A 15,750-nucleotide genomic window follows, 5' to 3' on the forward strand; every position below is an offset into this window, starting at 1 on the left:
CTTTATATACGCTAATATCTGATTTTAAGAAAATCGACAATGCTTGAAAAAGCTCGCTCAAAGCCATTAAAGCTATGATCGCCGCCAAATTCAATTAACTGTTTACATTGTGAGTAATACTTTATTGCGTGCTGAAAATTTAACACTTCATCCCCTGTTTGCTGTAATAAATACAACAGTTCAGGGTGTTTTAACTCTGTCACCGTTAATGCTTTTAACGCATCTATATGACGAGATTGTAATTGGTAATTATAATCTTGATACGGATTATAATTAGGCCCAAGTATAGGCTCTAATAATGTATATGGGGCAACGGCAGGATTAATTACCACCGCAGGAATTTGATAACGCTGCGATAAATACGTGGCAAAAAAACCACCTAACGAGCTGCCCAATAATACGGTATTCGGTGTTAATAGTTGTTCAAGCGCTATAATCGCCTCTATAGGTTCATGATTTAAGCGTGGCACACAATAATCAACATCATAGTGTGCCATAAGCTCACCAAAGCGCACAGCTTTATATGATTTTTCAGAGCTATTAAAACCGTGAATATAGATTACTCGTTTAACCATACCACGTCCGTGCGTATATGCACCTTTTGTTGCTCAGCATTTAAGTGCAGCATACGATAAGCCGCCCCTTTATCTTCTTGCTGCCAAGTAGCACTGTGCTTTGTAAACTGCACGGAACTGGCCGGTGTCGCGTAAATATCAAGCTCTCTAAATTGCTGTTGGTAGTTATTGTGAACATGCCCATGAAACAGCGCATCAACGCGGCCATTATTAACTAATAAATTTAATAGCTGCGGCCCATTTTCTAGCATGTGTTTGTCTAGGTAGCCATTAATAGGCAGTGGGTTGTGATGACAAAATGCAATATGACGATTATCTGAATCGACTAAACACGCCATAATTTCCTCTAAATGCGAGGGCGTCACCCACCCAGCAGGGGTATTTCCTTTAGAATTAATTAATATCAGTTCAAACCCTTGCGCCACAATATGTTTAGCGCGTTGTATTTGCCCGCCACTAATTAAATTGAGCTGATCAATTTCATCATGATTGCCGGGAACCCAAAATACGGGGCAATCAAGGTCACTATTATGAATCAGTTCAGCAAATAATAAATAGGAATTAAAGCTGTGATCTTGGGTTAAATCGCCACCAAATATCAAGGCATCAGGCTGCTGTTTTGCTATATCTGTAAGTGCCCTAGTAAAATGTTCTGCGGTGTTAACCCCAAAATACTCGCCCTGCTTATCGCTAAAAAGGTGACAATCCGTTATATGGGCTATACGAAGCTGGGCTTGCTCAAAATAATACGTATCATCAAACCAAGCCATTATTTACATCCCAATTAAGTGTTGATTGACCTCGCTCTACACAGGCAACCAACCAATCATATAAAAAAGCATTCAACTGATATTTTTCATCTTTTTGATGCATCTTAGGATTAGGGTAGCCATAGGAAGGTTTGATTCGTTGGTGGTAATCATGATGGACAATTTCGGCTACTTTAGCATCATTATATAAGCGCACTGTTAAATACAAAGGCGAAATACCACGTACCATTCCTGATAACTGTTTAATAGATACATCAAGGGTGTACTTGGCATTGTCATCTATGTTGATGGCAAATTCACTGTGGCCCAGTTTGATTTCTCTAACACTGCCAATCGCTCGTTCACTAGGTAGTAATTTTAAAAGGCGTACGTAATTATGCTCACAAAGTGTTAAATACTTTGGAAGGCTTTGAATGTATCGATTAGTGGTTAAAAGTGCTGTCAAAATACCGCCATTACTATTAAAAAATTAAAAACTATGCCCACTTCTTACGTATTTTACGTATTCTGTCGCGATTTAGTGCTAACCATTGCAAGCAAATTACCGTAGCCGCATTATCTATCTCGCCACGATTGAGTCGCTCAAATGCTTCATCTAAATCCATAATATGCGTTTTAATATCTTCACCTTCGGTGTCTAAGCCATATATACCGGTATTAATTTGGCTTAAGTCGGCGTGAGCTAAATATAAATATAAACGCTCTGTAGTACCGCCGGGGCTTGAAAGGTAAGACAACATAAACTCAAGTTCTGTTAAATTAAGTCCCGCTTCTTCAAACGCTTCTTTTTTAACAACCGACTCGTAATCTTCACTGCCATCGGTCATGCCCGCTATACATTCTAACAGCCAAGGCGTGTGTTTGCTTTTAATTGCGCCAATTCGAATTTGTTCAATTAGCAGCACTTGCTCAGTTACTGGGTCATAAGGTAAAACTGCGACCGCATCTCCGCGTTCAAGAATTTCTCGACGAATTACCTCAGACTCTCCACCCGCAAATAAGGCATGCTTAAATTGATAAAGGTTTATTTTAAAAAAACCATCATACAAATTTTCAATTGGTTTTAATCTCACATCGTCATGGGTAAATTTAATACGACTTTTATTCGCCATCTATTCTTTCCTTTTTGAGGGTGCAAATACATCAACGTCATTTAGGTATATATTCTGTTACACTTGAGAACGCTGTTTTACTAATTTTTTTTTAGTTATTAGTTAAAACAGGTTAACATGCTACTAGTACAAAAATTGTCTAAGGACCGAACATCACATGAAAAAGAACATCCTTGCTGCACTGGTTAGTTTATCATGCGCATTGGGCTCAACCGTAGCCAATGCAGAAGATTTACTTCAAGTTTTTGAAATCGCAACAGCCAACGATCCTACCGTTTTAAAAGCAAAAGCCCAAGCTGATGCACAATCATACCAAAGCGATCGCGCTATGAGCGCACTATTACCGCAAATTGGTTTAAGCATGAGTTATGAAAAAAGTGACTCGACCTCTTTTCAAAGCATAGGCGATTTATCAAACCAAGTTAAAGTCGAAAGTGAAACGGACCAATTCAGACGTGGTATTAGCTTAAGCCAAACGCTATTTGATTTGGGCGCGTGGAATTCACTCGGCATTGCTGACAAACAAGCACTGCAAGCTAGTGGCCAGTACGATTTTGCTAAACAAGATTTAATAGTACGTGTGGCTGAAGGCTATTTTAACGTATTAAGCGCTATTGATAACCTTGAATTTGTACAAGCTGAAAAACGTGCCATTGAGCGCCAACTTGAACAAACTAAACAACGTTACGCTGTAGGTTTAACGGCTATTACCGATGTACATGAAGCACAAGCACAATTTGATAACTCAGTAGCGCAAGAAATCATTGCTAATAATGCGGTAGAAACAGCCCGTGAGCAACTACGTGAGATCACCGGTAAATACCATGCAAAGCTAGATATGTTAAACACCGAAACGTTTTCTACTGTTAAGCCAAGTACGCCTGCAACGGATTTAGTTAAAATAGCGAAAGACAAAAACTTAAATCTGCAAGTATCAAAAATAACGGTTGATATCGCTAAAGAGCAAATTGAACTTGCTAAAGCAGGGCATTATCCAAAACTAACTTTAAATGCTAGTTACGGCGACTCATTAACAGATAGCGAGTTAAATGGCGCTAGTTTTGACGACCAGCCTCGTTCAGATTCAACATCTGTTGGACTTAACTTTAGCGTACCACTTTACTCAGGTGGCGCAACGGTTGCTGCAACAGATCAAGCACGTGCATTTTACGTTGCTGCGAGCCAAGATTTTGAAACGGATTATCGCGCAGTAACTCGCTCTGTTATTACTTCTTATAACCAAGTGGTATCTGATATTGCGACCTATAAAGCGCTTGAACAAGCGGTTATTTCAGCACAAAGCGCTTTAAAAGCCACGGAAGCGGGTTTTGAAGTGGGTACACGTACCATTGTTGATGTGCTCGTCAGTACGCAAAATTTATACAATGCAAAGCGTAATCTTGCTGATGTGCGTTATCGCTATGTTGTGTCAACGCTTCGTCTAAAACAAGCAACAGGCACATTAAGCCGCGAAGACTTAGTGGGTATAAACCAAGGGTTAAATACCGTTAACTAAACACACGACTTCATTATAAATAATTACTAAAGCCAGCTTTTTGTTGGCTTTTTGTATTTTTGAGCGCATAGCGTTAAACTAGGGTCTGTTGACCTTTCAAGGTTAAATTTGCAGCAGCCTGTTTGGTATTTAGGCAAGGCAGAGTCTATGTGGTGTGGTTATTCCCCATAAATAGGCGATAACGTAGCATCAATGCCAAACAGGCGCTGCCTGAAGGGTTCTGCCTAGGGACAATTAACTCTTTGTTGCTCGGTTTTTACTTAGCCCACTAGGTTACAAACCTCGCGCCGCGATTAAATTGTCCCTAGTTTGAACAAATATTAATCCGCAAAGGTCACCAGACCCTAGCCTTTTATTTTTAGAGAAATTTTTGTGGTCAACTCATCCCCTTTTAAAGCCTCTTTTTTAGGTCCTCGTTATTGGCTAACTTGGATTGGTGTCTTATTTTTATATCTCATTTCATGGTTACCGCAAAAAATACAATTAGCTATGGGTAAGCAGCTAGGACGCTTGGTTCATAAATATATGAAGCGCAGAAGGCATATTGCTGAAGTTAATATTAAACACTGTTTCCCCACGATGAGCGAAGCCGAGCAACAACAGCTGGTACTTAAAAATATGGAAAATACTGGTATTGCAATGGTTGAAACCGGTATGGCTTGGTGGTGGCCACAGTGGCGGGTAGAAAAAGTACTCGGGTCACTAAAAGGACTTGAACATTTTGAGCGCGTACAACAATCAGGAAAAGGCGTTTTATTACTTGTTCCACATATACTTCACCTTGAAATGGCAAGCCGCGTAATGGGATTGAAGTGCCAAGGTATTGGTTTTTATCGCCCACATAATAACCCGCTTATGGAATATTTTACCACCAATGGACGCCTTCGATCTAACGAGTACATGGTTGGTAAAAAAGATGTTAAAGGACTATTGAAAGCATTAAAAAATAAAAAAGTTTGCTACTACTTACCCGATCAGGATTATGGCCGTAGCCGCTGTGAGTTTGTGCCTTTTTACGCAGTACCTGATACAGCAACAACCACTGGTACACTGATGTTTGCAGGTAGTAAAAACTGCGAAACAATGAGCCTAATTACTCGTCGGGATGAAAACGGAAAGTATCACTTAGAAATCGTACCTGAGCTTGAAAATTTCCCAAGCGGCGATGATAAAGCCGATGTAACACGTGTTAATCAGCGCATAGAACAATCAATAAATGCCGCCCCTGAACAATATATGTGGTTGCATAGACGCTTTAAAACACGACCCGATAAAGACGCCCCCTCTTTTTATTAAAGATGGGCTATTAAAATAACAAAGATGAGTAACAGCCATGTGGTTTTGGATTAGATATATACTTTTAGCTTTATTGTTAATTGGTGCAGCTATTTACTTTCTACTAAATGGTTCGTCGTCACTTAATTATCAACAAACCACTAACGCTGCGGCTGAAGGGTTATCGCGGTTTTATGCATCAATCCGAGATAGAATTTCTGTCAATAAAGACAATGACAAATTTGTAATTGAACTCGAAAAACCCGATCTTAGCCTCGACAGAGCGCTAAACCAGCGTTCTTTTGTAGTAGAGCCTATGCCTTTAAATTGGAGTGGAGAAGTAGGCCCGCGTCGCTTTCAACGTGACTCAACCTTGCGTACTGTACTGACCCAATATGCTAATAACGAAGGTATTACTTTAATGTGGTACTTAGACAAAGATTACGTAATAAAAGATCACTTTCGTATAGATAGCAGTTTTAACTCCGCTTTATACCGCGTTAGCCGCTCTATTAATGATGACTTTTCAAATGAAGTGTATGCGTTTTTCTGCCCTAAACAACGTGCAGCGGTGATTACCGAGCTACCGTCTGAATTTGTACGCTCAAACTGTTTAAAGCTAAGCAATTAACTACATTCGGTTTAATTTTGTTGATATGCGCTCAAATATTGCTGAGCGCATAACATTAAATTGCTCAATCTAGCCCAAATATTGCCTTCCAAACCGTGCTAACATTATTGATATTTTCACTAAACTCTTCGCGTTTAACGCAGCGACCTTGCTGGTCTAAGCTCAACACATGATAGCGTGAGCGATAGTCTATATACGCTTGAATAAGCTGCTTTTTTTGAATATCGCTGATACAGCCAATTTTAGCCGCGTCCGTTAAAATTCTCACATTGTCAGAATTATCGCATAAGTGGGTAAACTCATGGGCATGTTTTAATACCAAGTATTGCGTTATAAACTCAATATCGGTCATGGCACCCACATCTTGTTTTAAGTCAAATTGCTGCGCATTGCCTTTAGCCAAATGGCCACGCATTTTTTCGCGCATTTTAATCACGTCTGCTTTTAAAGTATCTTCATCACGTTGTTGGCACAATATCTCGGCGCGAATTTGTGCAAATCGTGTTACTAATTCAGCTTGACCTAAAATCAGCCTCGCTCTAACCAGCGCTTGGTGCTCCCATGTCCATGCTTGCGTTTGCTGATAATGATTAAAGCTTTCTAGATTAATAGCTAATAGCCCTGATGCACCTTCTGGACGCAGACGAGTATCTAACTCATATAAAATACCTGAGGCGGTACGGGTATTAAATAAATGCATTAATCGTTGTGCGAGTTTTAAATAAAACTGTCTTGAGTCAATCGCTTTATCACCATTAGTGTAGCTTGTACCATCATGGTTATGCACAAAGACTAAATCGAGATCAGAGTCATAACCCACCTCAAAACCGCCAGTTTTACCATACGCAATAACCGCAAACCCCTTGTTTTCATCATCGGTATTAGGTGGCATACCAAAGCGTTTTACGCAGTGGTACCACGCAATATTTACAGCCTGATCGACTATAGCTTCAGCCAATGCTGTTAAGTGATCGCTTACTTTCATTACATCAATAACGCCCGTCGCATCAGCTGCGGCAATGCGTAATTGATGGGTTTGCTTAAACTGGCGCAGCGCTTCCATTTGCTGCTCTAAATCGTCATGTTCAATGCGTAAAAAATACTGTCTTATTTCATCTTTATACGCAGTTAATGGGGTTGGCTTGTAAAGCACAGCTGGGTCGATAAGTTCATCGAGCAAAATGGGGTATAATGAAATATGCTCGCCAATCCATTTACTGTGACAACAAAGTAAAACCAATTGTTTTAGCGTTCCTGGATTTTCATACAGCAACTCTAGATAAGCGGTGCGCGAAATAATTTTATTTAATATTTGGCATACCGTTGCAAAGGCGCTAGCACTGGCATTAAAGTCGTTTAACTGTTTAAGTAATGCCGGCATTAATTTATCAAGAATATCGCGCCCACGATTGCCTACTTTAGCTTTAGAAAGTCGTTGTTTAAAGTCGTATAATGGTGTTTGCCACTCATCTCTGGGCTCATTTAAAAAGCTAACATCGCCGTGATCCCAAGCACTAATAAACGCCCCTTCACAGGTATCAAGTGGTTCAGTTTCTTCGCCTATAACCTGTGTAAATTCGTTATGTATTTGGCTCATCACATGTTCTATTTTCACAAGCGTTGCCGCAAAATCTGCCTGAGCGAGCAACACATTGAGTCGCTGTTGATTGAGCTCATCCTCGGGCAGTGTTTGTGTTTGTTGATCATCAAATATTTGTAGGTATTGCTCTACTTTGCGTAAATATAAGTAATTGCTTTTTAAATCTTTAGCTTCAAGCTCATCAATAACTTGGCTAACTGTTAGCTCTTTTAATGCAATTAGTAAAGATTGCGTTTGTAAGTTGGCCTCTCTGCCGCCTCGCACCATTTGCAAAGCCTGAACAATAAACTCCACTTCGCGAATGCCACCACCACCTAACTTAATATTATTGGTTAAGCGCTTACGACGCACCTCTTGGGCAATCATAAGCTTCATTTTTCTTAGCGACTCAATAACCGAAAAATCAATATAACGGCGATACACAAAAGGCTTTAATAACGTATTAAACTCCTGCCAATAAATGTTAGGCGTGCCAATTAAGCGCCCTTTTAACATCGCGTAGCGTTCCCAATCACGCCCTTGCTCTTGGTAGTAATCTTCAATGGCATTAAAGCTCATTACCAACGGACCACTTTCCCCAAATGGTCGCAAACGCATATCTACGCGAAAAACTTGGCCATCGACCGTACATTGATTAAGTGCTGTAATTAGCTTTTGGGCAACTTTAGTATAAAAGACAGATGCTTCAAGCGAGCGACGCCCACCTTGGGTTTTAACATTGCGAGGATATGCAAAAATAAGATCGATATCAGATGAATAATTGAGTTCTTGTCCACCTAGTTTACCCATTCCTAATACCATTAACGGTAACGGGTTGTTGTGCTCATCTAATGGCTCACCATTGGTTTTAGCGACATTTTTATAGGCCCATTGATTAGCACTGTCGATCAGTTTATTAGCAAGTTCACTAATGTATTTAATACTATTTTCAATCGGGTTTTTGCAGCATAAATCTAAAAAAGCCACCTTTAACCAGTATTTTTCTCGGTATTGGCGCAGTAACTTATGGCACTCACTCTCTTCTATTTTAGTTATATCTAGCTGTGCAAAAGGGTCTAAAATTTCTCTATTTTTAATTTCGTGCTCACACAGTAACCAAGACAGTAGCGCAGGTTGAGAGCTTAAGCTGCGCCAAGCAAAATCACTTAACGCCAATAGCCGTATTATCTGCTGCTGGTTTTGTTGCTCTGGGTACAGCGCGGCAAAGCGTGTTTCACCGAGTTTTTGTAATTCAATAGGAAGCTGCGTGTCGTTACTCATCAATACCCTCTTTTATCTCACCAATAACCATACTAGAATGGTTAAAAACCTATCAAGGTAAATCTATTTAGGAACACCATGTCATATTTGTCATTATCTAACACTAGTTTAGTTGCGATTGCTATTAGTTTTGTGGTTATTTGTATCATCATCATCAGTTTAAGAATTGTTACTCAAATAAAAGCAAAACAAGCACTTAAAGAAGAATTGGCTCAGCATGATAACTTTGCAATGGGGATTAGTTTTGCCTCTGAAATATCTGTTGTTATAGCAACCATGGCGTTTTTATTTGATGAAATAAGTATTAGCACCGCACAATCAAATCCATTAAAAGTGATTTTGTTAATTGTGCTGCTATTTTCATTTATTAAAATGGGGCATTTAATCCACCGTAAATGGATATTGCGCCGCTTTAATGAAGAAGCCGCAATACTAAAGCAAAACGTCTGTGCTGCACTGGTTGACTCGGGGATGCTTATTGCCAATTGTATTTTAGCGCTGGGTTTATATACATGGACACATACTCAGGGGTTTAGTAATTTATTAATTGCCTCAGTAAGCTTTTTTGTGTTGCAAGGAATGTTTGCTTTGGACAGTAAAATACGTGAATACCGCTTTGCTAAAGCAAATCAAGGCGCCTCATTGCAAAGTAATTTTGGCTTAGAAAATACCTCTATTGGTATTCGCTATGCGGGTAAGTCAATTGGATTAGCACTTGCGGCGTATGCTGGTTTATCTAGTGCGGCATTTCAAAATGGTAAAATGGTAGAAAACTTATTTACCTTGGTAATGCATTGCGGTGTGATGTGGCTGTTACTATACTGTTTAACGTATATTATAAAAATTATTTCAATGCCTAATATCGACACCGCACTTGAAGTTGATCATCAAGATAATATTGGTATTGCGTGTATTGAATTTGCTGTATTTTGTGCTATTGGTTACTTACTTATAAGTATGTTTTCAATTTAGTACCAAACTGGTTAAATTAAGCCGTTACTAAACGTCCCTATTTAATAGTCTGGTAAATTAACAGGGACTTTAGGCATATGGAAATAAAAACAGCGAGTTATCTCTTAATTGATATAGACAACGAGTTTAGCCGTTCATTTATTAAACACTATATAAATTCAAATGATCCAGCTAAAAAAGATATCGTTATCGCCGGGGCTAACACCCAAAAGCTGGTTAAAATGATGTTTGATGAACTCGTTAAAGATTATTGCTATTGCGATATTGAAAACGAAATAAGCATTTCTGAGCTGGCCAGCTATCTGCATGAGCACCACGATATTCAGGGTGTGCTGTTTAACCAAACAGACTATTTACTCGCCGATGATACACAGCGCTTTATTTATAATTCACTGCATGAAAAACGCTATATGGTTATTCAGACAGATCAAGGGTATGAAATTAAGCCCATAAAAGATGAATGCCATTCAAACCATTTATCGTGTGATACCGACATAGCTCAAACTGCACAAGAGTTAACAGAGCTTTTAACCCCCGAATATGAAAAATAAATAATTGCACCCAAGCCTTTGCTTACTTACCATAGAGAGATATAACTTCTATGTAAAAAAGTGATTTGCCATGCGAGTGCCCCATATTTATCAATCATCACCGATTGCTCTCAACACCCCTTTAAATCTTGACGATGACGCTGCAGGCCATGTAGGTCGTGTGCTACGAATGAAAGTGGGCGAGCAGGTTTCTATTTTTAATGGTGAAGGGGGTGAATTTCTCAGTGAAATTATTGAAGTGAGCAAAAAAACCGTGGTTGTTATGCCCCTTGAATTTAATCCTCATGACGTTGAATCGCCATTAAAGATTCATTTAGGCCAGTGTGTATCCCGTGGCGATAAAATGGATTTTACCATTCAAAAGTCGGTTGAATTAGGGATCACTGAAATAACGCCTATTTTTAGTCAGCGCTGCGGCGTAAAACTCAGTGGCGACCGCCTAGAAAAAAAACACCAGCAATGGCAAAAAATAGCCATTGCTGCTGCAGAGCAATCTGGGCGCAACTTTGTACCAACCATTAATCCTCCCGTAGATTTAAAACACTGGCTTGAACAGCAAACCGATGCAATTAAATTAACCTTACACCCGCGCGCTGAGCACAGCATTAAAACCATTACTGTTCCTGATGGTGGCGTGCGATTTTTAGTGGGCCCTGAAGGGGGATTTACCGATGATGAAATGGCGCAAACTAAACAACAAGAATTTGTAGATATTCGCTTAGGTCCGCGAGTACTTCGCACAGAAACAGCAGCGTTAACCGTTTTAAGTGCACTGCAATTACAATTTGGCGATTTAGCTAATTGAAATAACTAAAAGCACCCACATATCAAGATTACAGTTGTAAAAAACACATAAATTAAGGCACAGCGCATGGCAATTAAGTTAGGTATTATTTCAGATTCTATTAGTGGATTTAATATTAAAAAAGACACCGGTTTTGCAATGATGATGCAAGCGCAAACCCGTGGCTACGAAATTTACTACATGGAAATGGATGATTTATCGCTGCGTCAAGGCAATGCCTACGCCACTGCAGCAAAAGCTCAAGTTTTTGATAACGAACAAAAGTGGTACCAACTTGAAGAAAAAGAAACCATAGCGCTGGCTGATTTAGACGTTATTTTAATGCGTAAAGATCCGCCTTTTGATACTGAATATATTTATGCAACGTATATTTTAGAGCGTGCAGAACAAGCGGGCACATTAGTGATTAATAAACCACAAAGCTTGCGCGACGCCAATGAAAAACTCTTTACAGCTTGGTTTAGTGAACACACGCCAGATACATTAGTAACACGCAGCCAAAAGCAAATCCGTGAGTTTTTAGCCCAGCATAAAGATATTATTTTAAAACCGCTTGATGGCATGGGTGGCGCTTCTATTTTTAGAGTAAAAGCCGATGATGCTAATATTGGCGTAATATGCGAAACCTTAACCGAGCATGGTAGCCGTTTTGCTATGGCGCAAAATTACATCCCAGAGATCACTCAAGGCGATAAACGCGTATTGGTTGTTGATGGTGAAGTGATTCCTTATTGCTTAGCGCGTATTCCACAAAATGGCGAAACACGCGGTAATTTAGCCGCAGGCGGTCGTGGTGAAGCCCGCCCAATTAGCGAATCAGATCTTAAAATTGCAAAGGCGGTCGCCCCTACTTTGAAAGAAAAAGGCTTAATATTTGTTGGTTTAGATATTATTGGTGATAAGTTAACTGAGATTAACGTAACAGCGCCAACCTGCGTAAAAGAAATTGAAGCCGCTTACGATATTTCAATTACGGGCATTTTATTTGATGCCATAGAGAAAAAGCTTAATAAATAAATTATCACTGAACCAGTTCTAAGATATAAAGCGATGACGCTTATCGTGTCATCGCTGAAAACTCGAATAAATTTTTAGTGTTAAAACATGGGACTATGCCATACTCAAGATTCAATAACTAAAAGGGTAAAACTTATGCAGTCATTAGAAAATCACTTTTTAATCGCAATGCCATCAATGCAAGACCCTTTTTTTAAACGTGCCGTCACTTATATTTGTGAACACAACGAAGAAGGCGCTATGGGATTGGTGATCAATCAGCCGATTGATGTCACCGTAGGTGAGTTACTCGACAAAATTGATATTGATAACGATAAATCTCAACATGCTGCTCAAGTGACTGTGTTTGCTGGCGGGCCGGTAAAAACAGACCGTGGCTTTGTGCTACATTCACCTAAACCTGGGTACTCGGCAAGCCAAAAATTGAGCAGTGATATTATGATCACCACCTCAAAAGATGTGTTAGCCACGTTAACCACAGCCCAAGCACCTGAGCAATTTATTATTACTTTAGGCTACTCCGGTTGGGAACAAGGCCAATTAGAGCAAGAGCTATTAGACAATAGCTGGCTGATCATTAAAGCCGATCCTAAAATAATTTTTGATACTCCAGTAGAAAAACGCTGGGAAATGGCAGTCTCTATGCTTGGTTTTGATATTGGCCAATTAAGCCCCGAAGCTGGACATGCTTAGGGTCTGTTGATCTTTGCGGATTAAAATTTGTTCAAACTAGGGGCGGTTTAATCGCGGCGCGAAGTTTGTAACCTAGTGGGCTAAGTAAAAACCGAGCAACAAAGAGTAAATCGCCCCTAGGCAGAACCCTTAGGGCAGCGCCTGTTTGGCATTGATGCTGCGTTATCGCCTATTTATGGGGAATAACCACACCACAAAGGCTCTGCCTTGCCCAAATACCAAACAGACTGCTGCAAATTCAACCTTGAAAGGTTAACAGACCCTAATAACATAAAAGATACACATGACTAAAAAAACAGTAAAGCCGCAGGGTGAGCGCACCGTTATGGGATTTGACTTTGGTACTAAGAGTATTGGTATTGCTATTGGTCAAGAGCTCACTGGCAGCGCCACCAGCTTAAAGGCGGTGAAAGCCCAAGATGGCATCCCTAATTGGGACGACATTGCTGTGCAAGTAAAAGAATGGCAACCCGATTTAATGGTTGTCGGTTTACCGCTAAACATGGATGGCACCTCGCAAGAGGTTACCTTTAAAGCTAAAAAATTTGCTAATCGTTTGCACAACCATTACGGCATTGCAGTTCATACTCAAGATGAACGCTTAACGACTGCAGATGCAAAGGCACGGTTGTTTGAACGTGGTGGCTATAAAAATTTAGGTAAAGGTAACGTAGATAATATGTCTGCGGTGATCATTCTAGAGAGTTTTTTTGAAGCCAGTTATAGTGAATAAAGTACTTAAACACACATAAAAAAAGCGCCCAAGGCGCTTTTTTTGTTTGTATCTAGGTCATATTGCCTTTGTCATCAAGGCCATCAATGGTCACACCTTGTAAGAAGCCTGCGCCTTGTTGCTCGTTATTACGTAGTTTAATCATCAAGCGTAAGTCATTTGGCGAATCCGCATGATGCAGCGCATCGGCATAATTAATACGTTGCTGTCTGTAAAGCTCAAACAGCGCTTGGTCAAAGGTTTGCATGCCCATCTCTGTTGATTTGGCCATGGTTTCTTTAATACCCCCAATATTACCGTTTTTAATTAGCTCACTGACCATTGGCGTATTAAGTAATACCTCAATGGCAGCAACACGCCCTTCCCCATCAGAGGTCGGAATAAGTTGCTGAGCAATGATAGCGCGTAAATTTAATGCTAAGTCATATTTAAGCTTATCGTGCTTTTCTTTTGGTACTAAGTGCATAATGCGGTCAATAGCTTGGTTAGCATTGTTGGCATGCAGGGTGGCAACACATAAGTGACCTGTTTCTGCGAAGCTCAACGCATATTCCATGGTTTCTTGCGAACGAATTTCACCAATTAAAATAACATCAGGCGCTTGGCGCAAAGAGCTTTTAAGTGCCGATTCAAAACTTTCAGTATCTAAACCCACTTCACGTTGGGTAATAATACTTTTTTGATGTTCATGCACAAATTCAATCGGATCTTCTATGGTTAAAATATGCCCACGTTGATTGCGATTTCTATAACCAATAAGTGCCGCCAAAGACGTTGATTTACCGGTTCCCGTACCACCTACAAATAACACGAGTCCGCGCTTTGACATAATCACATCGGTCAATGCAGAAGGTAATCCAAGCTCTTTAACATCGGGAATTTTAGTGACGATTCGGCGAATAACCATGCCCGCTCTGTCGCGTTGCCAAAAAGCCGAAATACGAAAGCGCCCTTCGTTAGTTGCAATCGCAAAGTTACATTCTTTAGTGTTATGAAACTCTGCTTTTTGTTTTTCACTCATCGCTGATTCAACTAACTCTAGCGCTTGCTCATCTGTTAATTTATCGTCATTAAGAGGAGTTAGCTCGCCGTTAATTTTAGCGCTAATAGGAAGTTGGCTCGATACAAATAAATCAGAGCCTTTTTTGTCGATCATTATTTGTAAAAAGTGATTTAAAGATAAAGTCATAATAATTCCTTAAGCGCTAAACTGCGTCTTATCTTGCGCTTTTGTATACGCCGCTGAGTGAGTGATAATGCCACGGTTAACTAAGCTTGTTAAACATTGATCCATGGTTTGCATGCCTTGCGACGCACCTGTTTGAATTGATGAATACATTTGTGCAATTTTATCTTCACGGATTAAGTTACGAATAGCAGGCGTTGCCAACATAATTTCGTGTGCAGCCACTCGCCCTCCCCCTACTTTTTTTATCAGTGTTTGCGAAATAACTGCACGTAATGACTCAGAGAGCATAGAGCGGATCATATCTTTTTCTTCGCCAGGGAATACATCAATAATACGGTCAATGGTTTTAGGTGCAGAGGTCGTATGCAAAGTACCAAACACCAAGTGACCGGTTTCCGCAGCGGTCATAGCAAGGCGAATAGTTTCTAAATCTCGTAACTCACCCACTAAAATAACATCAGGGTCTTCACGGAGTGCGCTGCGTAGTGCGTTAGAAAAGCTATGTGTATCACGATGAACTTCCCGCTGATTAATTAAGCTGAGTTTATTATCGTGAACAAATTCGATAGGATCTTCAATAGTCAGCACATGATGATGCTTAGTTTGGTTAATGTAATCGACCATCGCCGCAAGCGTGGTCGACTTACCTGAACCTGTAGGGCCCGTGACTAACACTAGGCCTCGTGGGTTATCTGAAATTTGTTTAAATATTTCAGGTGCGCCTAAATCTTCAAGAGTGAGTACGTCACTCGGGATAGTACGAAACACAGCAGCAGGGCCACGATTAGAGTTAAAGGCATTTACACGAAAACGTGCTAAATTAGGGACTTCAAAAGAAAAATCCACTTCGAGATTTTGTTCATAGTCCTTACGCTGGTTATCGTTCATAATGTCATAAACCAGACTGCTGACTTCTTTATCTCCAAGTGCTGGTATATTAATACGTCGCACATCGCCATCAACACGTATCATAGGTGATACCCCTGATGATAAGTGCAAATCTGATGCTTTATGTTGCACACTAAATGCCAATAATTCGGTGATATCCATT

At 40.1% G+C, this 15,750-nt stretch carries 16 protein-coding genes; 9 read left to right on the forward strand and 7 right to left on the reverse strand.

The window, feature by feature from the left end:
• Nucleotides 1–11: 11 nt before the first annotated feature.
• Genes ACTRWE_RS02725 through ACTRWE_RS02740 form a run of 4 tightly spaced genes read right to left on the reverse strand, consistent with a single transcriptional unit; the run spans nucleotide 12 to nucleotide 2,457 of the window.
• Nucleotides 12–575, reverse strand: coding sequence for a YqiA/YcfP family alpha/beta fold hydrolase (locus tag ACTRWE_RS02725; RefSeq protein WP_008110593.1), 564 nt, complete (start codon nucleotides 573–575; stop codon nucleotides 12–14).
• The gene (locus ACTRWE_RS02730; protein WP_016900570.1) at nucleotides 560–1,345 is read right to left on the reverse strand and encodes a metallophosphoesterase; all 786 of its coding nucleotides are present in this window, start codon (nucleotides 1,343–1,345) and stop codon (nucleotides 560–562) included. The genes ACTRWE_RS02725 and ACTRWE_RS02730 overlap by 16 nt, the downstream gene beginning before the upstream one ends.
• Nucleotides 1,332–1,790, reverse strand: coding sequence for a DUF1249 domain-containing protein (locus ACTRWE_RS02735; protein ID WP_138687045.1), 459 nt, complete (start codon nucleotides 1,788–1,790; stop codon nucleotides 1,332–1,334). Before ACTRWE_RS02735 ends, ACTRWE_RS02730 begins: the two co-directional genes overlap by 14 nt.
• Nucleotides 1,791–1,821: 31 nt before the next feature.
• Nucleotides 1,822–2,457: an NUDIX domain-containing protein gene (locus ACTRWE_RS02740; protein WP_462879465.1), complete on the reverse strand. Its 636-nt coding sequence runs from the start codon at nucleotides 2,455–2,457 to the stop codon at nucleotides 1,822–1,824.
• Between the two features lie 157 nt (nucleotides 2,458–2,614).
• On the opposite strand from ACTRWE_RS02740, the gene tolC reads away from it, so the two are divergent.
• From tolC to ACTRWE_RS02755, 3 genes are all read left to right on the forward strand, one after another.
• Complete coding sequence (gene tolC / locus ACTRWE_RS02745; RefSeq protein WP_016900575.1) at nucleotides 2,615–3,973, forward strand: outer membrane channel protein TolC; 1,359 nt, start codon at nucleotides 2,615–2,617, stop codon at nucleotides 3,971–3,973.
• Nucleotides 3,974–4,345: 372 nt separating this feature from the next.
• Nucleotides 4,346–5,269 carry an LpxL/LpxP family Kdo(2)-lipid IV(A) lauroyl/palmitoleoyl acyltransferase gene (lpxL, locus tag ACTRWE_RS02750; RefSeq protein WP_138627357.1) on the forward strand — a complete coding sequence of 308 codons (924 nt, stop codon included), beginning with the start codon at nucleotides 4,346–4,348 and terminating at the stop codon, nucleotides 5,267–5,269.
• A gap of 37 nt (nucleotides 5,270–5,306) precedes the next feature.
• Nucleotides 5,307–5,879 (forward strand): toxin co-regulated pilus biosynthesis Q family protein, encoded by a 573-nt coding sequence (locus tag ACTRWE_RS02755; RefSeq protein ID WP_016900582.1) that lies wholly within the window; start codon nucleotides 5,307–5,309, stop codon nucleotides 5,877–5,879.
• A 64-nt stretch (nucleotides 5,880–5,943) separates the two neighbouring features.
• Here ACTRWE_RS02755 and glnE read toward each other — a convergent pair whose 3' ends face one another.
• Nucleotides 5,944–8,739: a bifunctional [glutamate--ammonia ligase]-adenylyl-L-tyrosine phosphorylase/[glutamate--ammonia-ligase] adenylyltransferase gene (gene glnE, locus ACTRWE_RS02760; RefSeq protein WP_350654318.1), complete on the reverse strand. Its 2,796-nt coding sequence runs from the start codon at nucleotides 8,737–8,739 to the stop codon at nucleotides 5,944–5,946.
• Nucleotides 8,740–8,817: 78 nt separating this feature from the next.
• Here glnE and ACTRWE_RS02765 point away from each other — a divergent pair, with 78 nt between their 5' ends.
• The 6 genes from ACTRWE_RS02765 (at nucleotide 8,818) to ruvX (ending at nucleotide 13,510) form a co-directional block, all read left to right on the forward strand.
• Complete coding sequence (locus ACTRWE_RS02765; RefSeq protein WP_058155236.1) at nucleotides 8,818–9,711, forward strand: DUF350 domain-containing protein; 894 nt, start codon at nucleotides 8,818–8,820, stop codon at nucleotides 9,709–9,711.
• Between the two features lie 77 nt (nucleotides 9,712–9,788).
• Entirely contained in the window at nucleotides 9,789–10,262 is a 474-nt protein-coding gene (locus ACTRWE_RS02770) for a hypothetical protein (RefSeq protein ID WP_024600816.1), read from the forward strand.
• 70 nt (nucleotides 10,263–10,332) lie between these two features.
• Nucleotides 10,333–11,067 carry a 16S rRNA (uracil(1498)-N(3))-methyltransferase gene (rsmE, locus tag ACTRWE_RS02775; RefSeq protein ID WP_064663512.1) on the forward strand — a complete coding sequence of 245 codons (735 nt, stop codon included), beginning with the start codon at nucleotides 10,333–10,335 and terminating at the stop codon, nucleotides 11,065–11,067.
• 66 nt (nucleotides 11,068–11,133) lie between these two features.
• The gene (gene gshB, locus ACTRWE_RS02780; protein ID WP_462879466.1) at nucleotides 11,134–12,084 is read left to right on the forward strand and encodes a glutathione synthase; all 951 of its coding nucleotides are present in this window, start codon (nucleotides 11,134–11,136) and stop codon (nucleotides 12,082–12,084) included.
• Between the two features lie 135 nt (nucleotides 12,085–12,219).
• Nucleotides 12,220–12,777: a YqgE/AlgH family protein gene (locus ACTRWE_RS02785; protein WP_013465848.1), complete on the forward strand. Its 558-nt coding sequence runs from the start codon at nucleotides 12,220–12,222 to the stop codon at nucleotides 12,775–12,777.
• A gap of 283 nt (nucleotides 12,778–13,060) precedes the next feature.
• Complete coding sequence (ruvX, locus tag ACTRWE_RS02790) at nucleotides 13,061–13,510, forward strand: Holliday junction resolvase RuvX (protein ID WP_036980183.1); 450 nt, start codon at nucleotides 13,061–13,063, stop codon at nucleotides 13,508–13,510.
• 52 nt (nucleotides 13,511–13,562) lie between these two features.
• Here the strand turns inward: ruvX and ACTRWE_RS02795 are convergent, their stop codons facing one another.
• Both ACTRWE_RS02795 and ACTRWE_RS02800 read right to left on the reverse strand, forming a co-directional pair.
• Nucleotides 13,563–14,699, reverse strand: coding sequence for a PilT/PilU family type 4a pilus ATPase (locus ACTRWE_RS02795; RefSeq protein ID WP_024600820.1), 1,137 nt, complete (start codon nucleotides 14,697–14,699; stop codon nucleotides 13,563–13,565).
• Nucleotides 14,700–14,708: 9 nt separating this feature from the next.
• Nucleotides 14,709–15,749 (reverse strand): type IV pilus twitching motility protein PilT, encoded by a 1,041-nt coding sequence (locus ACTRWE_RS02800; protein ID WP_013465851.1) that lies wholly within the window; start codon nucleotides 15,747–15,749, stop codon nucleotides 14,709–14,711.
• Nucleotide 15,750: the final 1 nt, after the last annotated feature.

The organism is Pseudoalteromonas sp. G5_S1_54_S4, from assembly GCF_054968565.1.